17 protein-coding genes and 2 tRNA genes are annotated in these 21,231 nt (G+C 60.8%); 5 read left to right on the top strand and 14 right to left on the bottom strand.

Annotated elements, in window-relative coordinates:
• The first annotated feature begins 105 nt into the window (after nt 1–105).
• The 4 genes from pgi to AB7M33_RS12610 all read left to right on the top strand — a co-directional run bounded on the left by pgi (nt 106) and on the right by AB7M33_RS12610 (nt 7,882).
• Nucleotides 106–1,770, top strand: a complete 1,665-nt coding sequence (gene pgi / locus AB7M33_RS12625; RefSeq protein ID WP_027595014.1) for a glucose-6-phosphate isomerase — start codon at nt 106–108, stop codon at nt 1,768–1,770.
• A gap of 257 nt (nt 1,771–2,027) precedes the next feature.
• Complete coding sequence (gene acs, locus AB7M33_RS12620; protein WP_454242923.1) at nt 2,028–3,962, top strand: acetate--CoA ligase; 1,935 nt, start codon at nt 2,028–2,030, stop codon at nt 3,960–3,962.
• Between the two features lie 41 nt (nt 3,963–4,003).
• Entirely contained in the window at nt 4,004–4,873 is an 870-nt protein-coding gene (locus tag AB7M33_RS12615) for an oxygenase MpaB family protein (RefSeq protein ID WP_099455344.1), read from the top strand.
• 78 nt (nt 4,874–4,951) lie between these two features.
• Nucleotides 4,952–7,882: a DUF748 domain-containing protein gene (locus AB7M33_RS12610; protein WP_454242922.1), complete on the top strand. Its 2,931-nt coding sequence runs from the start codon at nt 4,952–4,954 to the stop codon at nt 7,880–7,882.
• A gap of 129 nt (nt 7,883–8,011) precedes the next feature.
• Here the strand turns inward: AB7M33_RS12610 and AB7M33_RS12605 are convergent, their stop codons facing one another.
• Nucleotides 8,012–8,425, bottom strand: a complete 414-nt coding sequence (locus tag AB7M33_RS12605; RefSeq protein WP_186683020.1) for a VOC family protein — start codon at nt 8,423–8,425, stop codon at nt 8,012–8,014.
• Nucleotides 8,426–8,485: 60 nt separating this feature from the next.
• Between AB7M33_RS12605 and AB7M33_RS12600 the strand changes: the two genes are divergently transcribed.
• Nucleotides 8,486–8,788, top strand: a complete 303-nt coding sequence (locus tag AB7M33_RS12600; RefSeq protein ID WP_027595019.1) for a putative quinol monooxygenase — start codon at nt 8,486–8,488, stop codon at nt 8,786–8,788.
• A gap of 80 nt (nt 8,789–8,868) precedes the next feature.
• Here the strand turns inward: AB7M33_RS12600 and AB7M33_RS12595 are convergent, their stop codons facing one another.
• The 13 genes from AB7M33_RS12595 to glmM form a co-directional block, all read right to left on the bottom strand.
• Nucleotides 8,869–9,219 (bottom strand): BON domain-containing protein, encoded by a 351-nt coding sequence (locus AB7M33_RS12595; RefSeq protein WP_086977097.1) that lies wholly within the window; start codon nt 9,217–9,219, stop codon nt 8,869–8,871.
• Nucleotides 9,220–9,482: 263 nt separating this feature from the next.
• On the bottom strand, nt 9,483–11,588 hold the full coding sequence (gene pnp, locus AB7M33_RS12590; protein ID WP_027595020.1) for a polyribonucleotide nucleotidyltransferase: 2,106 nt from the start codon (nt 11,586–11,588) through the stop codon (nt 9,483–9,485).
• Nucleotides 11,589–11,835: 247 nt separating this feature from the next.
• Entirely contained in the window at nt 11,836–12,105 is a 270-nt protein-coding gene (rpsO, locus tag AB7M33_RS12585) for a 30S ribosomal protein S15 (RefSeq protein WP_012274241.1), read from the bottom strand.
• A gap of 147 nt (nt 12,106–12,252) precedes the next feature.
• Nucleotides 12,253–13,170, bottom strand: coding sequence for a tRNA pseudouridine(55) synthase TruB (gene truB, locus AB7M33_RS12580; protein WP_027595021.1), 918 nt, complete (start codon nt 13,168–13,170; stop codon nt 12,253–12,255).
• Nucleotides 13,171–13,173: 3 nt separating this feature from the next.
• Complete coding sequence (gene rbfA, locus AB7M33_RS12575) at nt 13,174–13,572, bottom strand: 30S ribosome-binding factor RbfA (RefSeq protein WP_027595022.1); 399 nt, start codon at nt 13,570–13,572, stop codon at nt 13,174–13,176.
• A gap of 116 nt (nt 13,573–13,688) precedes the next feature.
• Entirely contained in the window at nt 13,689–16,217 is a 2,529-nt protein-coding gene (gene infB, locus AB7M33_RS12570) for a translation initiation factor IF-2 (protein WP_085274238.1), read from the bottom strand.
• 27 nt (nt 16,218–16,244) lie between these two features.
• A complete protein-coding gene (gene nusA / locus AB7M33_RS12565) occupies nt 16,245–17,726 on the bottom strand; it encodes a transcription termination factor NusA (protein ID WP_027595024.1) in 1,482 nt (493 codons plus the stop codon).
• Between the two features lie 59 nt (nt 17,727–17,785).
• Nucleotides 17,786–18,244: a ribosome maturation factor RimP gene (gene rimP / locus AB7M33_RS12560; RefSeq protein ID WP_033694237.1), complete on the bottom strand. Its 459-nt coding sequence runs from the start codon at nt 18,242–18,244 to the stop codon at nt 17,786–17,788.
• Between the two features lie 130 nt (nt 18,245–18,374).
• Nucleotides 18,375–18,451 (bottom strand) — tRNA-Met (locus tag AB7M33_RS12555).
• Between the two features lie 99 nt (nt 18,452–18,550).
• Nucleotides 18,551–18,636 (bottom strand) — tRNA-Leu (locus AB7M33_RS12550).
• 20 nt (nt 18,637–18,656) lie between these two features.
• Nucleotides 18,657–19,052, bottom strand: a complete 396-nt coding sequence (gene secG, locus AB7M33_RS12545; protein WP_238215306.1) for a preprotein translocase subunit SecG — start codon at nt 19,050–19,052, stop codon at nt 18,657–18,659.
• 4 nt (nt 19,053–19,056) lie between these two features.
• Nucleotides 19,057–19,812, bottom strand: coding sequence for a triose-phosphate isomerase (tpiA, locus tag AB7M33_RS12540; RefSeq protein WP_027595027.1), 756 nt, complete (start codon nt 19,810–19,812; stop codon nt 19,057–19,059).
• A 65-nt stretch (nt 19,813–19,877) separates the two neighbouring features.
• Entirely contained in the window at nt 19,878–21,218 is a 1,341-nt protein-coding gene (glmM, locus tag AB7M33_RS12535) for a phosphoglucosamine mutase (protein WP_027595028.1), read from the bottom strand.
• Nucleotides 21,219–21,231: the final 13 nt, after the last annotated feature.

Genomic DNA, 21,231 nt, shown 5'->3' with positions numbered 1-21,231 from the left:
CACGCCCCCATTCCCCCCGCGCCGCCAATGCCTATAATGACTGCCTGCAACTGACAGCCGTGGCCAATGTCCAAGGCCTCACAACGCACCAAGGAACCCTGAGCAATGGCGTATTACCGTACTCCCCATGATGTGACGGCCCTGCCCGCCTGGCAGGCGCTTCAGCAACACCGCGACGCCATGCAAGACTTCAGCATGCGTGAAGCCTTCGCCGCCGATGCCAAGCGTTTTGATCAGTTCTCCCTGAGCAGCTGCGGCCTGTTCCTCGACTACTCGAAAAACCTGATCACCGAGCAAAGCCGTGACCTGCTGGTGAACCTGGCCAACGAAGTCGGCCTGCAGGATGCGATCAAGTCGATGTTCAGCGGCGAGATCATCAACGCCTCCGAAGGCCGCCCGGTGCTGCACACCGCCCTGCGCCGCCCAGTGGGCGACAAGCTCAGCGTCAACGGCGTTAACGTGATGCCGGAAGTGCACAAGGTGCTCAACCAGATCACCGAGCTGGTCGGGCGTATCCACGATGGCCTGTGGCGCGGTTACAGCGAAAAGCCGATCACCGACGTGGTCAACATCGGCATCGGCGGCTCGTTCCTCGGCCCGGAACTGGTCTCCGAAGCGCTGCTGCCCTACGCACAACGCGGCGTACGCTGCCATTACCTGGCGAACATCGACGGCAGTGAGTTCCACGAACTGTCGGCCAACCTGCGCGCCGAAACCACCCTGTTCATTGTTTCGTCGAAATCGTTCAACACCCTCGAAACACTGAAGAACGCCATGGCCGCGCGCACCTGGTACCTGGCCCAGGGCGGCTCGGAAGCAGAGCTGTATCGCCACTTCATCGCCGTTTCCAGCAACAAGGCCGCCGCCGTCGCCTTCGGTATCCGTGAAGAGAACATCTTCCCGATGTGGGACTGGGTGGGTGGGCGCTATTCGCTGTGGTCGGCCATCGGCCTGCCGATCGCCCTGGCCATCGGCACCGCCAACTTCAAGGAGCTGCTGTCGGGTGCCTACACCATGGACCAGCACTTCCAGACCGCGCCGTTCGACAAGAACATGCCGGTGCTGCTGGCCCTGCTGGGCGTCTGGTATGGCAACTTCTGGGGCGCCCGCAGCCACGCGATCCTGCCGTACGACCACTACCTGCGCAACATCACCAAGCACTTGCAACAGCTGGACATGGAGTCCAACGGCAAGAGCGTGCTGCAGGACGGCACGCCGGTGCATACCGAAACCGGCCCGGTGATCTGGGGTGGCGTGGGCTGTAACGGCCAGCACGCCTACCACCAGTTGCTGCACCAGGGTACCCACCTTATTCCTGCTGACTTCATCGTGCCGGTGGTGAGCTTCAACCCGGTGGCCGACCACCATCAGTGGCTGTACGCCAACTGCCTGTCGCAGAGCCAGGCGCTGATGCTCGGCAAAACCCGCGATGAAGCCGAGACCGAGCTGCGCGCCAAAGGCCTGAACGAAGCCGATATCGAAAAGCTGGCCCCGCACAAGGTGATCCCGGGCAACCGCCCGAGCAACACCCTGGTGGTCGAGCGCATCAGCCCACGCCGCTTGGGCGCACTGGTGGCGATGTATGAGCACAAGGTCTTCGTGCAGAGCGTGATCTGGGGCATCAACGCCTTTGACCAATGGGGCGTGGAGCTGGGCAAAGAGCTGGGCAAAGGTGTCTACCAGCGCCTTGTCGGCAGCCAGGAAGACAGCGCCGAAGATGGCTCTACCCAGGGCCTGATCAACTACTTCCGCGGCCGTCACCGCGGTTGACCCACCCGCCACACGGTCGCTCTTTGTAGGAGCGGCCTTGTGCCGCGATGGGCCGCAGAGCGGCCCCAAAAATGGATGCATCACCGCTGAATGATGCTTCATCGCTGAAATCCTGGGGCCGCTTTGCGGCCCATCGCGGCACAAGGCCGCTCCTACAAGGCCAGCGTCGACCTTAAGGAACACCACCTCTAGCTACACTGTCCAATCGAATAGCCGTTGCAGTCCATCGCCCCCGACAAGCGCAAGGACCACCCGCCATGTTCGATATCCGCGACTACCCCCAGGCCCTGGCCGTCAGCCAGTCCGCCGCCCTCACTGACGACGATTACCGCCGCCTCTACCGCCAATCGGTGGAAGACCCCGACACCTTCTGGGCCGAGCAGGCCAAACGCCTGGACTGGATCAAACCCTGGTCGAGCGTGCAACAGTGCGACCTGAAAACCGGCCAGGCACGCTGGTTCGACGGTGGCCAGTTGAACGTGAGCTACAACTGCATCGATCGCCATCTGGCCAAGCGTGGTGAACAGACTGCCCTGCTCTGGGAGGGCGACGACCCGCAAGACGCCAAAGCCATCACCTACCGCGAACTGCACCGCCAGGTCTGCCGCTTGGCCAACGCCCTGAAGGCACGCGGCGTGAAAAAAGGCGACCGGGTGTGTATCTACATGCCGATGATTCCCGAGGCCGCCTTCGCCATGCTCGCCTGCACCCGGCTGGGCGCCGTGCACTCGGTGGTGTTCGGCGGCTTCTCGCCCGATGCCCTGCGTGACCGCATCCTCGATGCCGACTGCCGTACCGTGATCACCGCCGATGAAGGCATCCGCGGTGGCAAGCGCATTCCACTGAAGCTGAACGTCGACAAGGCCCTGGCCAGTTGCCCGAATGTCAGCAGCGTATTCGTTGTCCGGCGGACGGGGGGTGATGTGGCCTGGAGCGAGGGCCGCGACCTTTGGTATCACCAGGTAACGGAACACGCTGGCGACGACTGCCCACCTGAACCGATGGCAGCCGAAGACCCACTGTTCATCCTCTACACCTCCGGCAGCACCGGCAAACCCAAGGGCGTCCTGCACACCACTGCCGGCTACCTGCTGCAGGCCACCATGACCTTCAAGGTGGTGTTCGATTACCGCGAGGGCGAAGTGTTCTGGTGCACCGCCGATGTAGGCTGGGTCACCGGCCACAGCTACATCGTCTATGGCCCGCTGGCCAATGGCGCGATTTCGCTGATGTTCGAAGGGGTGCCCAACTACCCCGACACCTCGCGCTTCTGGCAGGTGGTCGACAAGCATCAGGTCAACATCTTCTACACCGCGCCAACGGCCTTGCGCGCCCTGATGCGCGAAGGCTCCGGTCCACTCCAGAGCACCTCACGCAAAAGCCTGCGCCTGCTCGGCAGCGTCGGCGAGCCGATCAACCCGGAAGCGTGGGAATGGTACTTCGAAGAAGTCGGCCAGAAGCGCTGCCCGATCGTCGACACCTGGTGGCAGACCGAAACCGGCGGCATCATGCTCACGCCCCTGCCCAGCACGCAACGGCTCAAACCGGGCTGCGCGACCCAACCGATGTTCGGCGTACAGCCGGTGCTGCTGGATGAAAAAGGCACCCCCATTGAAGGCCCTGGCGCTGGCGTGCTGGCCATCAAGGCCAGCTGGCCCGGGCAGATTCGCAGCGTCTATGGTGACCATCAGCGCATGGTCGAAACCTATTTCAAACCCATGCCCGGCTACTACTTCACCGGCGACGGCGCACGCCGCGATGCCGACGGCGACTACTGGATCACCGGGCGCATCGACGACGTGATCAACGTCTCCGGCCACCGCATCGGCACCGCCGAAGTGGAAAGTGCACTGGTGTTGCACGACAGCGTCGCCGAGGCCGCAGTGGTCGGCTACCCCCATGACCTCAAGGGCCAGGGTGTGTATGCCTTTGTCACCCCCATGAACGGCGTCGACCCCAGCGACGCGCTCAAGGCCGAACTGCTGGCCTTGGTCAGCAAGGAAATCGGCAGCTTCGCCAAACCGGAACTGATCCAGTGGGCACCGGCGCTGCCCAAAACCCGCTCGGGCAAGATCATGCGGCGTATACTGCGCAAAATCGCCTGCAACGAACTGGAAAACCTGGGCGATACCTCGACCCTGGCCGACCCGAGTGTGGTTCAGGGCTTGATCGACACACGTCTCAACCACTAGCTGGCGGCCCCTTGCATGGCCGCCCTGAACGACAGGTCGCCATGGAAGCCCTTCGCCGCCGCATCGAAACCCAGGTCATGAGCCTTACCGGGCTGGCCCTCGGCCAGCTCGACCTGGAATCGCCCAAGGGCGACCCTGGGCTGTTTGGCCCGCAGAGCATCAGCTGGCAAGTGCACGGCGATTTCCCAAGCATGCTGGTCGGCGGTATCAGTGCCCTCATGCTGCAACTGCTGCACCCGCTGGCGTTGGCCGGCGTGTGGGACCATTCGAACTTTCGCCAAGACCTGCTCGGCCGCTTGCGTCGCACCAGCCAGTTCATCTCCGGCACCACCTTTGGCTCGACCCGCGACGCCGAGTGGCTGATCGAAAAAGTCCGCACCATCCACTTGCAAGTCACCGGCACTGCCGCCGATGGCCGCCCCTATGCCGCCAGCGACCCGGGGTTGCTGACCTGGGTGCATGTGGCCGAAGTCAGCAGCTTCCTCGCGGCCCACCTGCGTTACCGCAACCCGCACCTGCCCCGCGCCGAGCAGGATGCCTACTACAACGAGATTGCCCTGATCGCCGAACGCCTGGGCGCGCGCGATGTGCCGCGCTCCTGTCAGCAGGTCGAGGACTACCTCAGGCACATGCGCCCGCAGTTGCAGTGCGATGCCCGTAGCCATGAGGTGGTCGACATCCTGCTTGCCGCCCCGGCGCCCAGCCGCCTGGCACAACCTGTCGGCAAGCTCATGCTGAACGCCGGCATCGACCTGCTGCCCGACTGGGCCCAAGCCATGCTCGGGCTGCAGCACGGGCCATTGCAGCGGCGCCTGATCCGCCTCGGCCTGCAACGCACTGCACCGGTTTTGCGCTGGGCCATGCGCGATGGTTCGGCGCACCGAGCGAAACGGCGCATGGGTATCGAATGAGGCGAATCGGTCGCCTCAGCGGAACTGATTTAACCTGCCATACTCCAAGCACTCCTGCTTAGACAGACGAAGCGACACATGTACAAAGGATTGATTCGCGCCCTCGGCGCCATGGTGGCTCTCGTAGCCCTCTACAGCCTGCTCGGCTTCCTTATTCTCCCCGGTGTCGCACTGCGCATTGCCAATCAGCAATTGACGCAATATGCCACCGTGCCTGCTCACCTGCAGCGCATCGAGCTCAACCCCTTCAGCCTCGAACTGACGCTGTGGGGCCTGCAAATTGGCGAACCTGGCAAGGAACAGGTCGGCTTCGAGCGGCTCTATGCCAACCTTGCGCTCGACAGCGTGTGGAATGGCGCCTTGCACCTGACGGCGGTAGAGCTCGACAAACCGCGCAGCGAAGTGCTGTTCGCCAAGGGCGGGCAGCTCAACCTGACCCAGTTGTTCAAGCTGCCGCCCAGCGAGGCCAAGCCCGAGCAGCCGCCCAGCGACCCATTCCCGCTGCGCATCGGCAGCATCAAGCTCAAGGAAGGTTACCTGCACTTCCAGGACGAGCGCCCGAGCGAGCCGATCGAGTTTCTGTACGACAACATGAACCTAGAGCTGAAAAACCTCAGCACGCTCCCGGACGACAATGCCGACATGACCCTGGTAGCGAAGGGCCCGTACGGCGGGCAGATCGACTGGAGTGGCACCCTCAGCCTGTCGCCCATTGCTTTCGAAGGCACCCTGAAGGTCACCGACGGCAAGATGAAGGCGTTCTGGCCGTATGTGCGTGACGCCGTGCCTCTGGTGCTGGAAGAAGGCGTCATCAGCCTCGACACTCATTACACCTTCAACCTGTCCAAAGAGACCGAGCTGCTGCTGGACAACACCTCGGTAAAAGTGGCGCCGTTCGCCATCAAGGCTCCGGATGGCCGCCAACTGGTACGCCTGGCCAACCTGGAGGTCAGTGACACCTCTATCGACCTGGCCAAGCAAAAAGTCATCGTCGGCAAGATTCGCAGCGACAAGCTCGAAACCTGGGCCGCGTTGGAAAAAGACGGCCAGCTCGACTGGCAGAAGCTGTTCGCCAGCCAACCGGCCAAGGCCACGCCGAAACAAAAGGCCGAGCCCGCCGCCGCCGAACCTACGCCTGCAGAAAAAGCCGCCCAAGCGCCGAGCAAGCCGTGGCAAGTGCTGCTCAAGGACGTCCAGCTGCGCAACTACAACGTGCACCTGGCAGACCGTAGCCAGAAAGAACCGGTGGCACTGGATGTCGGCCCGCTCAATGTCGACCTGCAAGGCTTCGACAGCCTCAACCAGTCGCCTTTCACGCTCAAACTCGACACCGGTGTGGGCAAACAAGGCAAATTGCAGGCTGCCGGCCAAGTGAATCTGGCGCCTGTCTGGGCCAAGCTGGATGTCAGCACACGCGACATCGACCTGCGTGTGGCCCAGGCCTACATCAGCCCGTTCATTCTGCTGGAGCTGCGCAGCGGCATGCTTGCCAGCGACCTCAAGGTCGACCTGAAAAGCACCGAGCCACTGGCCTTCAACGTCACCGGCAAGGCCCAGGTCAACCAGTTGCATACCCTCGACACGATCAAGAGCCGCGACTTCGTGAAATGGCAGCAGGTAAACGTCGATGGCCTGTCCTATGTGCACGGTGATGCCCTGTCGATCGACAAGGTGACCTTGCTGCAGCCCTATGCCCGCTTCATCATCAACGAAGACCGCACCACCAACGTCAACGACCTGCTAATCCCGCAGCCGGCCGATGCGCCGGCAGCCAAGGCTGCGAAACCGGCCAGCAGCGACAAGCCGTTGGGCATCCATATTGGCCAGATCGACATCAATGACGGCTCGGCCAACTTCGCCGACCTGTCCCTTACGCCCAACTTCGCCACCGCCGTGCAGCAGCTCAACGGCCAGATCGGCACCATCGACAACCGCAAGCCGAACCCGGCCAAGGTGGACATCAAGGGCAAGGTCGACCGCTATGCGCCGGTCACCATCAAAGGCGCGCTCAACCCGTTCAACCCGCTGGCCAGCCTGGATATCGCCACCAGCTTCAAGCGGGTCGAACTGACCACGCTGACGCCCTACTCCGGCAAGTTCGCGGGCTTCCGTATCCGCAAGGGGCGGCTCAACCTCGACCTGCATTACTTGATCACCAACGGCCAGCTCAAGGCCGAGAACAAAGTGGTGGTTGAGCAACTGCAGTTGGGCGAGAAGGTCGACAGCCCAGATGCCGTGGACCTGCCGATCCGCCTGGCGGTCGCGCTGCTCAAGGACACCGAGGGCAAGATTTCCATCGAGTTGCCGGTGACCGGTGACCTCAACAACCCGCAGTTCAGCGTCATGCCGATCGTCTGGCAAACCCTGCGCAACCTGGTGCTGCGCGCGGCCCAGGCGCCGTTCAAGTTTATCGGCGGGCTGATTGCTGGCGGGGGTTCCGAAGACCTTGGCACTGTCGCGTTCGCCCCGGGCTCGAGTGAGCTCACGGGCGATGCCCAGTCCTCCCTGGACAAACTGGCCTCGGCGCTCAAAGAGCGCCCGGAACTGCGTCTGGAAATCGAAGGCACCAGTGCGCAGACCAGCGACGGCCCGCTGATCGCCCAGCAGCGCCTGGACCGCGAATACCAGGCCACCTGGTACAAGATCCTGCAACGTCGTGGCGACAAGGTGCCTGCCAATGCTTCGATGCTGGTGGTCGACGACAGCGACAAGCCGGCGATGCTCGAAGGCATCTACCGCACCCGCCTGAAGCAGCAACCACCGGCCGAGTGGGAACAGCTTGGCCGCGACGAGCGCACTGCCAAGTTGCGCGAGGCGGTGATCAAGTCCTGGGCCGAAAGTGCCGCGTTGCTACGCACGCTGGGCCAGGAGCGGGCCAGCAGCATCAAGGACTACCTGGTGGACAAAGGCAAGCTGGAAGATGACCGGGTGTACTTCATCGACACGACCTTGGGCAAGGCCGAGAGTGATGGCCGGGTAATTACACCGATGCACCTGGATGCCGAATGAGCCAGTGCTCGCCCCTTCGCGGGTAAACCCGCTCCCACAGGATCTGCGCTAGATTTGGAGGCTACACAGTTCGGGTGGGAGCGGGTTCACCCGCGAAGAGGCCAGTACAGTCACCGCAAGGCCATGCATTCAAACCAGCCGCTGCCCCGACACTGCCGGGTGATACAGCGGTTGCACCTTGTTCCCCGCCGGGTCCAGCAAATGGAAGCTGCGCGCCCCGTCACCGTGGTTGAACGGGCGGTCCAGCAGGGTCACCCCGTGCGCCTTGAAGTACTGGTACCAAGCCTCCAGCTCCTCCACGCTGTCGACGATGAAGCCGTAGTGATCGAGCGTCTGCAAGCCATTAGCGGCCCCGGCGCCGCGCCCCAATGACAGGTTGTCGTTACCGCAGGTCAGGTAGACCAGGTCTTCATTGGCGCGGTTGAGCACCTCCATGCCCAGCACGTCGACGTAAAAGCGCTCGCACTCCTCAAGGTTGGGTACCAATAAGGCAATGTGGCGCAAGCCGTTAAAGCGACCAGGGCGTTCAGGCAATTCAGACATTGGCGCGACTCCATTTTTGTATACAATTCACAGATGAATGTAAAACAAAAGGAGCGCCATGTGTATAGCCTGTTTATCAAGACACGCGTGAAGCCCGGTTGCGCCGAGGCTTTTCTGACGGCCATCAAGGTCAATGCCGCTGCATCAGTGGCCAACGAGCCAGGGTGCCTGGTGTTCGACGTCTCCCAGGACCGCCTAGACCCCGAGGTCATCTACCTCTACGAGATCTACCAGGACGACGCCGCCTATGAAGCACACACCCAGACGGCACACTTTCGCGACAGCCGCCCACTGGTTGAGCCGCTGATCGCCGAGCAGGACTGCTTCGAAAGCGATGTAATCGCCCGCAACCCAGGCTTTTGAAGCAGCCAAAGAAAAGCCCCGGCAGGTTGCCGGGGCTTTTTGTGTTGGTGGCCAAATCCTTTTGGCCGACGGGACGTCCCTTATTCGGACTTCAGGCCATCAGCCGAAACGGCCTGAACACCTTTGATCTTCTTGGCGATGGCAACTGCCATCTCTTTCTGCGAATCAGTCACTGCCACATCGGAAGACAGCGAAACGACACCCTTGTTGGTTTCAACCTTGATGTCGCTGCCAGGTACACCTTTCTCGGTCATCAGGTCAGCCTTCACCTTGGTGGTGATCCAAGTATCGGAAGTAGCTTCCTTGGCTTTGGTCACCTCACCGGCCGCCAGCGTCATAGGGGCCTGGGTGGACTGTTGGGCAAATGCCGCATTAGCCATGGTCAGGGTCAGAGCGGTAGCAGTAGCGGCAGCAATGGCGAACTTCTTCATGTGAGTCACTCCTGTTTTTCGAAAGGTCTGCGCCGTTGTTCCTGGCTGCAGGTATGAAGGTAGTTGCATGTGCTGTGCCAGCTTTTCCGCTTCGCTTAAACGCTTATAAATCAATGACTTAGCATTTTCATCCAGTTGCATGAGTCGTGCATTTTGCAACCTGCGAGGTAAACCTGCGTGCAAGATGCAACTGTACAAAAGGTTCCCGTCAGGCGAAAAAAAAGAGCCCCGAAGGGCTCTTTTTTCTATTGCGCGTCAGTCGCTTAGACGCCGGAGGCCTTGGCCGCGGCAACGTCTTTGATCGACAGCTTGATACGGCCGCGGTTGTCCACGTCCAGTACCAGCACTTCGACTTCCTGACCTTCTTTCAGAATGTCGGTGACTTTCTCGACGCGAGCATCGCTCAGCATGGAGATGTGCACCAGGCCATCTTTGCCAGGCAGGATGTTGACGAAGGCACCGAAGTCAACGATGCGCTCGACCTTACCCACATAGATCTTGCCGATTTCGGCCTCGGCAGTGATGCCCAGGATGCGCTGACGGGCTGCTTCAGCTGCTTCCTTGGTTTCGCCGAAGATCTTGATCGAGCCGTCGTCTTCGATGTCGATCGAAGCCTTGGTCTCTTCGCAGATGGCGCGAATGGTGGCGCCGCCTTTGCCGATGACGTCACGGATCTTGTCGGTGTCGATCTTCATCGCGATCATGGTCGGAGCGTTAGCCGACAGCTCGGTACGCGACTGGCCGATGATCTGGTTCATCTGACCGAGGATGTTCAGGCGCGCTTCCAGGGCTTGGCCCAGGGCGATTTCCATGATCTCTTCGGTGATGCCGTTGATCTTGATGTCCATCTGCAGTGCAGTAACGCCTTTGGCGGTACCGGCAACCTTGAAGTCCATGTCGCCCAGGTGGTCTTCGTCACCCAGGATGTCGGTCAGGACCGCGAATTTCTCGCCTTCCTTGACCAGGCCCATGGCGATACCGGCAACCGGCGCCTTCATCGGCACACCTGCGTCCATCAGTGCCAGGGAAGCACCGCAGACCGAAGCCATCGAGCTCGAACCGTTGGACTCGGTGATTTCCGAAACCACACGGATGGTGTACGGGAACACATCAGCGGCAGGCAGCATGGCCTGGACCGAGCGACGGGCCAGACGGCCGTGGCCGATTTCGCGACGGCCAGCACCGCCCATACGACCACACTCGCCAACCGAGAACGGCGGGAAGTTGTAGTGCAGCATGAAGGGGTCTTTCTTCTCGCCTTCGAGGGTGTCCAGCAGCTGGGCGTCACGGGCAGTACCCAGGGTCGCAACGACCAGGGCCTGGGTTTCGCCACGGGTGAACAGCGCCGAACCGTGAGTCTTCGGCAGGACGCCGACTTCGATGTTCAGCGGGCGAACGGTCTTGGTGTCACGGCCATCGATACGCGGCTTGCCGTTGACGATGTTTTCGCGAACGGTGCGGTACTCGATTTCGCCGAAGATTTCTTTGACTTCGGAAGCCGATGGCTGGCCTTCTTCACCGGAGAACTTGGCGATCGCCTGATCGCGCAGCTCGCCCAGGCGCGCGTAGCGGTCGGCCTTGACGGTGATGGTGTAGCCCTGCGAAACAGCCTCGCCGAATTCAGCGCGGATGGCGTTGAACAGCTCGGTGTTGGCAACGGCAGGTTTCCAGTCCCAGGTCGGCTTGGCAGCTTCGGCGGCCAGCTCTTTGACAGCCTGGATAACAGCCTGGAATTCGTCGTGGGCGAACAGAACAGCGCCCAACATCTGGTCTTCGGTCAGCTCTTGGGCTTCCGATTCAACCATCAGAACGGCGTCGGAGGTACCGGCAACGACCATGTCCAGGCTCGAGGCAGCCAGTTGCTCGTAGGTCGGGTTCAGCAGGTAGCCGGTGCTTTCGTGGAAAGCAACGCGGGCGGCGCCGATCGGGCCTTCGAACGGAATGCCGGAGATTGCCAGGGCAGCCGAGGTACCGATCATCGCAGCGATGTCCGGATCGGTCTTCTTGCTGGTGGAAACCACGGTGCAGACGACCTGGACTTCGTTCATGAAGCCTTCAGGGAACAGCGGACGGATCGGACGGTCGATCAGGCGCGAGGTCAGGGTCTCTTTCTCGGAAGGACGGCCTTCACGCTTGAAGAAACCACCTGGGATCTTGCCGGCGGCGTAGGTCTTTTCCTGGTAGTGGACCGACAGAGGGAAGAAACCCTTGCCTGGATCGGCTTGCTTGGCACCGACCACGGTCACCAGCACGGTGACGTCGTTGTCTACAGTGACCAGCACTGCGCCGGTGGCCTGACGGGCAATACGGCCCGTTTCGAGAGTAACGGTCGATTGACCGAACTGGAATGTCTTGATTACCGGGTTCACGGTTTCCTACCTTTTCAGTGGCTCTTGGGGGAACTGGTTTCTTGCGAATTCTTGGGCAGAACGGGGAATCGGCCCCATTGACCGTCCAGATACAACACGAGGCTGGGAGCCTGGCCGAAGCGCGGAAAACCGCACAACGTAACCAGGCTGCCAGCCTCGGAGATACGCATGGCGCGCCCAAAGACAACGCTGCCAGGCAGCGTTGCCAATGCATGAGACGCCATGCACACCACTGACCAGGCCGCTATTAGCGACGCAGGCCCAGGCGACCGATCAGGGCGCTGTAACGAGTGGTGTCTTTGCCCTTCAGGTAGTCCAGCAGCTTACGACGCTGGTTAACCATACGGATCAGGCCACGACGCGAGTGGTGGTCTTTACCGTTGGCCTTGAAGTGGCCTTGCAGCTTGTTGATGTTCGCGGTCAGCAGAGCAACCTGAACTTCCGGGCTACCAGTGTCGCCAGCTGCTTGCTGGAAGTCGGTAACGATTTGAGCTTTTTCTTCAACGCTGAGGGCCATTTGGCTTCTCCTGATAACGGATCCCGCGAACGGGGTCCAATAGGCCAGGGACAAATCCCTGTATTAATAAGAAAGGTGTGACCGTGCCTACTGACAGCCACCCTTGATTCCGTAGGGTTCAGCCGAAGCCTCGCCCTGCGGTTTCGGTCATTCCGACCGAATCAACCGACGTGGCGCAATGCGCCCGTCTTCACTCACTTCACCGATACCGATGAAGCGCGCGTTGTGATCTTGTACCCGGACCATGCCAAACTGCGGCGCATCCGGCGCGCGTACTGCCTGCCCATGCAGCCAGTAGAACGCACTGTGTTCAGACAGGCTGACCATTGGCCAGTCCTGCAACCCGCTGTCGGAAGGCATCAGGAAGCGATCAAGCGCTTCGTTGCCGCCTTCGGCATGGGCCTGTTCGAGTGCTTCGAGGGTCACCGTCTGTGCCAGTGCGAAGGGCCCGGCCTGGGTCCTGCGCAACTCTGCGACATAGGCGCCACAGCCAAGGGCTTCGCCGATATCCTCCACCAGGGTGCGGATATAGGTGCCTTTGCTGCATCCTACACTGAGCCGTGCACGGGTGCCTTCGCACTCGAGCAACTCCAAGCGGTTAATAGTAACAGAACGCGCCTCGCGCTCCACTACCTCTCCAGCACGTGCCAGTTTGTACAGCGGCTGGCCATCGCGCTTGAGTGCCGAGTACATCGGCGGTATCTGGCTGATCGGGCCGCGAAAACGTGGCAGCAGGGCCTCGATGTCGGCACGACCAACGGTCACCTCACGGGTCTGCAAAACCTCGCCTTCAGCATCGGCAGTATTGGTAGTCTGCCCCATCTGCATGACGGTTTCGTAGCCCTTGTCGGAATCGAGCAAGTACTGCGAAAACTTGGTCGCTTCGCCGAAGCACAGTGGCAGCACGCCGGTGGCCAACGGATCGAGGCTGCCAGTGTGGCCAGCCTTCTCCGCATTGAGCAACCAGCGGACCTTCTGCAGTGCCGCGTTGGAGGTAAAGCCGAGCGGCTTGTCGAGCAGGATGATGCCGCTGACGTTGCGGCGAATACGTTTGACCTGGGCCACCGCTTACTCCTTGGTGTCCAGCTCGTCGGTATCCTTGTGCAGGCGGTCTTCGGCCACTGCACGCTCGATCAGCGCCGACAGGTGTACACCGCGGCTGACGCTTTCATCGAAGTGGAAATGCAGCTGGGGCACGCTGCGCAGTTGCATCGAACGCCCCAGGTGCAGACGCAGGAAGCTGGCAGCGCTGTTCAGCGCCTTCAGCGACTGCTTCACGGCGTCTGGCGTTTCCTCGCCCATGACGGTGATGTACACCTTGGCATGGCCCAGGTCGCGGCTGACGTCCACGGCAGTGATGGTCACCAGACCCACACGTGGGTCCTTGACTTCGCGGCGGATCAGTTCAGCCAGCTCGCGCTGCATCTGATCGCCGATACGTTGGGTACGGCTATATTCTTTGGCCATTCTTGCTACCTGTAACTTAAAGCGGCAAACGCCCGGTCAGGCTGATGCCTGACCGGGCGCTACCTATAAAGGCGCCGCCAACCGCCCTGTAGCGGGGGCTTGCGGCAAGCTCGCCCTTAGAGGGTACGAGCCACCTGGACTTTCTCGAAGACTTCGATCTTGTCGCCGACCTTGACGTCGTTGTAGCTCTTGACGCCAATACCGCACTCCATTCCCGAACGTACTTCGGCAGCGTCGTCCTTGAAGCGACGCAGCGATTCCAGCTCGCCTTCGAAGATCACAACGTCTTCGCGCAGTACGCGGATCGGACGGTTGCGGTACACGGTACCTTCGATGACCATACAGCCAGCGATGGCGCCGAACTTCGGCGAACGGAACACGTCACGTACTTCGGCGACACCCAGGATGTTCTCGCGAACATCGCTGCCGAGCATGCCGGTCAGGGCTTTCTTGACGTCTTCGATGATGTCGTAGATCACGTTGTAGTAACGCATATCCAGACCTTCCTGCTCGACGATCTTGCGCGCACCGGCATCGGCACGCACGTTGAAGCCGAACAGCACCGCGTTGGACGCCAGCGCCAGGTTGGCGTCGCTCTCGGTGATACCACCTACGCCGCCACCGATCACGCGAACCTGAACTTCGTCGTTGCCCAGGCCGCCGAGCGAACCCTGCAGTGCTTCCAGGGAACCACGTACGTCGGTCTTGAGGACGATGTTGAGGGTCTTCTTCTCTTCTTGACCCATGGTCTCGAAGATGTTTTCCAGCTTGCCAGCGTGAGCACGGGCCAGCTTGACCTCGCGGTACTTGCCTTGACGGAACAGGGCAACTTCGCGGGCTTTCTTCTCGTCAGCCACCACCGACAGCTCGTCACCGGCTTCCGGGGTACCGTCCAGGCCAAGGATCTCGACCGGGATCGACGGGCCAGCTTCCTTCACAGGCTTGCCGTTCTCGTCGAGCATGGCACGTACGCGGCCATAGTTGGAGCCGCACAGGACCATGTCGCCCTGACGCAGCGTACCGTCCTGAACCAGGATGGTCGCCACTGGGCCGCGGCCCTTGTCCAGGCGCGATTCGACGACGACACCACGACCTGGAGCGGTCGGGGTAGCGGTCAGTTCGAGGATCTCGGCCTGCAGCAGAACGGCTTCGAGCAGTTCGTCAACGCCGGTACCCATCTTGGCCGAAACCTTGACGAACGGCGTGTCACCACCCCAGTCCTCGGAGGTCACGCCTTCGACGGACAGCTCGTTGCGGATACGATCGAGGTCCGCACCTGGCTTGTCGATCTTGTTCACTGCGACAACCAGTGGGACGCCAGCAGCCTTGGCATGCTGAACGGCTTCACGGGTTTGCGGCATCACGCCGTCGTCCGCCGCCACCACCAGGATGACGATGTCGGTCGCCTTGGCACCACGAGCACGCATCTGAGTGAACGCAGCGTGGCCCGGGGTATCGAGGAAGGTGACCATGCCGCGGTCGGTTTCCACGTGGTAGGCGCCGATGTGCTGGGTGATACCGCCGGCTTCGCCAGCAGCAACCTTGGCACGACGGATATAGTCGAGCAGCGAGGTCTTACCGTGGTCAACGTGGCCCATGACGGTAACGACCGGGGCACGCGATTCGGTTTGGCCTTCGAACTTCAGCGATTCGGCCAGGGAGTCTTCCAGGGCAGTATCGCTGACCAGGGTCACCTTGTGGCCCAGCTCTTCTGCGATCAGCTGAGCGGTTTCCTGGTCGAGCACCTGGTTGATGGTAACCGGGGTGCCCATCTTGAACATGAACTTGACCACTTCAGCGCCCTTGACGGACATCTGGTTGGCCAGTTCCGAGACCGTGATGGTCTCGCCGATGGTCACGTCACGGATGACGGGGCCGGTCGGGTTCTGGAAGCCGTGAGCATTACGCTTCTTCAGCTTGCCCTTGCCACCACGACCACGACGAGCGCCATCGCTCTCTTCGTCGGTGGTACGCGGAGCAGCACGCGGAGTCGGCGCCTTTTCCTTTTCCTTGACCTTGACCTTGATCGACACACGAGGCGCTTCGCCACGACGACGGTCGTCATCGCGAGTGCGGCTTTCGTTGCGACGGGTCTCGTCTTTTTTGCGTTCGGCGGCACGTGCGGCGGCATCTTCCGATGCAGGCGCGTCAGCGACTACAGGTGCCGGGGCAGGTGCAGCAGCGCTAGCAGCGGCAGCCGGTTTGGCAGCTGGGGCCGCAGGGGCGGCATCAGCGTGACGACGGGCCTGCTCTTCGTTGCGCTGGCGAACTTCGGCGTCAACCTTGTCGCGCGCAGCGTTTTCGGCCGCACGGCGCTCGTCCTGCTCGCGTTTTTGCTCAGCCTGGATTTCTTCCGGGCTGCGCTGAACGAATACTTTCTTCTTGCGTACTTCTACGCTGATGCTTTTGCTACCGGCGACACGCAGCGTGCTGGTGGTCTTGCGCTGCAAGGTAATCTTGCGCGGCTCTTCCGCCTTGCTCTTGTGGCTGCTTTTCAAATGAGTCAGCAGGGTCTGCTTCTCATTGTCGGTCACTACCTGACCGGCGTCGGTGTGCGGCAGACCTGCCTCACGCATCTGCTGCAGCAGGCGCTCTACCGGTGCCTCGACCTCTTGGGCCAGTTCTTTCACCGTGACTTGCGTCATGCACTTCTCTCCTCAGGCCGCGCCTAATTACTCGAACCAGTGGGCTCGGGCGGCCATGATCAACTTGCCGGCACGCTCTTCGTCGATGCCGTCGATGTCGAGCAGGTCGTCAATCGACTGCTCGGCCAGGTCTTCGCGGTTAACCACGCCGCGCACCGCCAGTTCCGCCGCCAGGTCCTTGTCCATGCCCTCAAGGGAGAGCAGGTCTTCGGCCGGATGGGCGTCTGCCAGTTTTTCTTCGGTAGCGATGGCCTTGGTCAACAAACGGTCCTTGGCTCGAGCGCGGAGCTCATTGACGATATCTTCGTCAAAGCCATCGATGTTGAGCATTTCTTCCAACGGTACGTAGGCAATTTCTTCGAGGCTGGTAAAGCCTTCGTCGACCAGCACTTGGGCCAGCTCCTCGTCGACTTCCAGTTCATCGATGAAATTGCGCAGGATGTCACCGGTTTCTGCTTGCTGCTTGGCCTGGATGTCCTTTTCGGTCATCACGTTCAAGGTCCAGCCGGTCAACTGACTGGCCAAACGAACGTTCTGACCGCCACGACCAATGGCCTGGGCAAGGTTGTCTTCGGCGACGGCGATGTCCATGGCATGGGCATCCTCGTCAACGATAATCGCCGCGACTTCAGCCGGCGACATAGCGTTGATGACGAACTGCGCCGGGTTATCGTCCCAGAGGACGATATCCACACGCTCACCACCCAACTCTCCGGATACGGCTTGGACGCGCGAACCGCGCATGCCGATACAGGCACCTTGCGGGTCGATACGCTTGTCCTTGGAGCGGACGGCGATCTTGGCTCGCGACCCCGGATCACGGGATGCAGCCATGACTTCAATGAGACCCTCGGCAATTTCCGGCACTTCGATGCGGAACAGCTCGATCAGCATCTGTGGCGCAGTGCGCGACAGGATCAACTGAGGGCCACGGTTTTCAGTGCGGATTTCCTTGAGCAGTGCACGCAGGCGCACACCCACACGGAAAGTCTCGCGGGGAATGATGTCTTCGCGAGCCAACAAGGCCTCGGCGTTGTTACCCAGGTCAACGATGACGTTGTCGCGGGTAACTTTTTTGACGGTACCGGAGATGATCTCACCCACGCGTTCGCGGTAGGCATCGACCACCTGGGCGCGCTCGGCCTCACGGACCTTCTGCACGATGACCTGCTTGGCGGTCTGGGCGGCGATACGACCGAACTCGATAGACTCGATCTTCTCCTCGATCACGTCACCGACCTTGGCTTCAGGGTGGGTCTCGTGGATCTTGCTCAACCAGGTCTCGATCGCCGGATCATCAAGATCGGCTTCATCGACCACGGTCCAGCGACGGAAGGTCTCGTAGCTACCGGTGTGGCGGTTGATTTCCACACGCAGGTCGACTTCGTCCTCAAAACGTTTTTTGGTTGCAGTGGCCAGGGCCACTTCCAGCGCTTCGAAAATGACGCCGGGCGGTACACCTTTTTCGTTGGATACCGATTCAACAACCAGCAGTACTTCTTTGCTCATCGTACGCCTCGCCTTGCGCAAGCCATTGGGCCCGGATAGTCCGCCGGGCCCGGCACGTCTCAGTCAAAACTGGGAATAATATTGGCCTTGTCGATCGAGTCGATCGGCAACAGGAACTCTTGATTGTCCACCTGGACCACCACATCCTGCTCCTCCACACCGCGGAGAAGGCCCTGGAAGTTACGACGACCCTCGAAGGGTGAGCGCAGCTTGATCTTCACTTGTTCGCCGGCATGCGAGGCAAACTGTTCCAGAGTGAACAGCGGGCGATCCATGCCTGGAGACGACACTTCAAGGGTATATTCACTGCTGATCGGATCTTCCACATCAAGAATGGCGCTGGCCTGACGGCTGACCGCTTCGCAGTCGTCAACCAGGATCCCGTCTTCCTTATCGATGTAGATGCGCAGTACCGAATGCTTACCCTGGGAAACGTACTCGATCCCCCAGCACTGATAGCCCAGACCCTCGACAACCGGGGCCAACAAGGCCTGCAACTGTTCTAGCTTGCTCGACACCTGAACCCCCTCGTGCATGCTGTGCAAATAAAAAATGGGCGAAGCGCCCATCCCTGAAAGCGCCGTTGGACAACGACGCCGAAAACTGTTCGGCTAGCAAAAAGCCCCTGAAAAGGGGCTCCGCTGAAGCTGGTTGCGGGGGCTGGATTTGAACCAACGACCTTCGGGTTATGAGCCCGACGAGCTACCAAGCTGCTCCACCCCGCGACAAAGCTGGGGCGAAAGTATAAGACTGAACCCAGTGCTGGGTCAATCCGACCTCCACCTACAAGAAAGCCCGCATAAAGCGGGCTCTCTTGCTTCAATTGGTACCGAGAAGGGGACTCGAACCCCTACACCCTATGGGCACAACCACCTCAAGGTTGCGTGTCTACCAATTCCACCACCTCGGCAATACTACATTTGAAACCCGTTACTTCTGCTCTTCTGCCGGAGGAGGTACATCACCCGTTGTAGGGGCGGTTTCGCTCTTCTGCTGTTGGAGCACCGGTACATCATCATTTACTGCCGGCTTCTGCTCTTTCACTTCCAATACTGCTGGATCTGGAAGGCCCGCCTGGTTCAGCTTGTGAGCTTGTTCCTTGGCGAAGTATCCTAACCCAAGTGCTGTCAAAAAGAAAGTGGCAGCGAGTATTGCAGTGAATTTACTTAGGAAGGTTGCAGAACCTTGGCTTCCGAACACAGTGTTTGAGGCCCCTGCGCCGAAAGATGCACCTGCTTCCGCACCTTTACCCTGTTGTAACAGTACCAGCACTACTAGCGACAGCGCTGCCAACAGATGAAAAACAACGATGACTGTTTCCAGCATTTGTTCAGTTTCCTGCGGCGCGACAAATTGCACCGAATTCGTCTGCGTTCAGGGACGCTCCACCAATGAGCCCCCCATCGATATCCGGCATGCCGAACAGTTCGGCCGCATTGGCCGCCTTCACGCTGCCGCCGTAGAGCAGCTGCACCTTCGCAGCCACTTCAGCATCTTCTGCCGCCAGCTGACTACGGATGGCGGCGTGCACATCCTGAGCCTGCTGTGGCGTGGCCGTTAAGCCAGTGCCGATGGCCCATACAGGCTCATAAGCAATTACTGCATTGGCAAAAGCCTTAACACCGAACGCTTCGATGATACTGCTTAGTTGACGCCCGACAACTTCGAGTGTCTTGCCAGCCTCGCGCTCTTCAAGGGTTTCCCCTATGCACAGCACCGGCTTCAAACCTTTAGCCTGTGCGGCTGCAAACTTGCGGTTAAGCACTTCGTCGGTTTCACCAATGATCTGGCGACGCTCCGAATGCCCAACCAACACCAACTTGCAGCCCACTTCGGCCAGCTGTTCCGGACAAACTTCGCCGGTCAGCGCACCCTGTTCGGGTTGTACAGCAGAATTCTGTGCGCCGACAGTTATTTCTTTACCTGCCAGGCCATCAATCACTTGATTGATGAACAAGGCCGGCGGAAACACCGCGACTTCCACTCCGCTCGGCAGGGCGAGATTGCTCAAGCCCTCGGTCAGCTCAGCGACGCTGGCGCGGGTACCGTGCATCTTCCAGTTACCAGCTACCATAGGGCGACGCATGCTTTACCTCGTCGGTCAAAGTGGGCGCAGATCTTACCCAACCAGATCTGCGCTGGCAAGCGCCTTCAGACACAAACTTCGCCGACCAGTTTCGCCAGCGCTTCGGCATGGGCGCGAACCTGACTTTCGTCATCGCCTTCGACCATGACGCGCACCAACGGCTCGGTACCGGACTTGCGCAGCAACACACGCCCGCGACCGGCCATCGCCTCGGTCACCTTGGCACTGGCTTCCTTGACTGCAGGGTGCTCCAGCGGGTCGACCTTGCTTGCCCCGTAGCGCACGTTGATCAGCACCTGTGGGCACTTGCGCAGGGCCTGACGGGCCTGGGCCAGGGTCTCGCCGCGACGCTTGAGCGCCATCAGCACCTGCAGCGCGGCAATGATCGCATCACCGGTGGTGGTGTGGTTGCAGCACACGACATGCCCGGAGTTTTCGCCACCGATCAGCCACTCGCGCTCGAGCAGCTCGGCCATGACGTAACGGTCGCCGACCTTGGCCCGCACAAACGGGATATCCAGATCCTTGAGCGCGAGCTCAAGGCCCAGGTTGCTCATCAGCGTACCCACTACCCCGCCCTGCAGCTTGCCGCGGTCGTGCAGATCACGCGCGATGATGAACAGCAGTTCGTCACCGTCGATGATGGCACCGGTGTGGTCGACCATCAGCACCCGATCGCCGTCGCCGTCAAAGGCGATGCCCAGGTCAGCATGACCGACCAGCACGGCCGCCTGCAGCGACTCGATATGGGTCGAACCGCACCCTTCGTTGATGTTCAGGCCATCTGGCTGAGCATGTAGAATGGTGACGTCAGCACCCAACTCGCGGAACACGCTCGGCGCGACCTTGTAGGTGGCACCATGGGCACAATCGACCACCAGCTTGAGGCCTTCGAAGCTGGTGCTCGAGGGCACGCTGCTCTTGCAGAACTCGATGTAGCGGCCGGCGGCGTCGTTGATGCGCGAAACCTTGCCCAGCTTGCTCGACTCGACCACCGTCATGGGCTGATCGAGCAATTCCTCGATCATCAACTCGACTTCGTCAGGCAGCTTGGTGCCTTGCCCGGAGAAGAACTTGATGCCGTTGTCGTCGTGCGGGTTGTGCGAGGCACTGATGACGATACCGGCTTCGGCGTGGAACGTACGCGTGAGGTAGGCGATGGCCGGCGTCGGCATCGGCCCGAGCAGCATCACGTCGGCACCGGCTGCAGACAGCCCCGCCTCAAGTGCGGACTCGAACATGTAACCGGAAATACGCGTGTCCTTGCCCACCAGCACACGGCAATGACCCTGCTTGCGGAAGGCCATGCCGGCGGCCCAGCCGAGTTTCAGCATGAAGTCCGGCGTGATCGGGTATTCGCCGACGCGGCCACGAATGCCGTCGGTACCAAAGTATTTTCTGCTCATAGCGGCTCCAATG

The sequence above is a fragment of the Pseudomonas sp. Y3 TE3536 genome (genome assembly GCF_053629175.1).
This window is presented reverse-complemented; position numbering and strand designations above follow the sequence as displayed.

Excerpts from the sequence above, each read along its gene's own strand:
- pgi (WP_027595014.1), top strand. The coding sequence starts at position 106 with ATGGCGTATTACCGTACTCCCCATGATGTGACGGCCCTGCCCGCCTGG.
- AB7M33_RS12595 (WP_086977097.1), bottom strand. The coding sequence starts at position 9,219 with ATGAAGAAGTTCGCCATTGCTGCCGCTACTGCTACCGCTCTGACCCTG.
- AB7M33_RS12610 (WP_454242922.1), top strand. The coding sequence starts at position 4,952 with ATGTACAAAGGATTGATTCGCGCCCTCGGCGCCATGGTGGCTCTCGTA.
- infB (WP_085274238.1), bottom strand. The coding sequence starts at position 16,217 with ATGACGCAAGTCACGGTGAAAGAACTGGCCCAAGAGGTCGAGGCACCG.
- rbfA (WP_027595022.1), bottom strand. The coding sequence starts at position 13,572 with ATGGCCAAAGAATATAGCCGTACCCAACGTATCGGCGATCAGATGCAG.
- AB7M33_RS12605 (WP_186683020.1), bottom strand. The coding sequence starts at position 8,425 with ATGTCTGAATTGCCTGAACGCCCTGGTCGCTTTAACGGCTTGCGCCAC.
- nusA (WP_027595024.1), bottom strand. The coding sequence starts at position 17,726 with ATGAGCAAAGAAGTACTGCTGGTTGTTGAATCGGTATCCAACGAAAAA.
- rpsO (WP_012274241.1), bottom strand. The coding sequence starts at position 12,105 with ATGGCCCTCAGCGTTGAAGAAAAAGCTCAAATCGTTACCGACTTCCAG.
- tpiA (WP_027595027.1), bottom strand. The coding sequence starts at position 19,812 with ATGCGTCGCCCTATGGTAGCTGGTAACTGGAAGATGCACGGTACCCGC.
- AB7M33_RS12615 (WP_099455344.1), top strand. The coding sequence starts at position 4,004 with ATGGAAGCCCTTCGCCGCCGCATCGAAACCCAGGTCATGAGCCTTACC.
- glmM (WP_027595028.1), bottom strand. The coding sequence starts at position 21,218 with ATGAGCAGAAAATACTTTGGTACCGACGGCATTCGTGGCCGCGTCGGC.
- secG (WP_238215306.1), bottom strand. The coding sequence starts at position 19,052 with ATGCTGGAAACAGTCATCGTTGTTTTTCATCTGTTGGCAGCGCTGTCG.
- acs (WP_454242923.1), top strand. The coding sequence starts at position 2,028 with ATGTTCGATATCCGCGACTACCCCCAGGCCCTGGCCGTCAGCCAGTCC.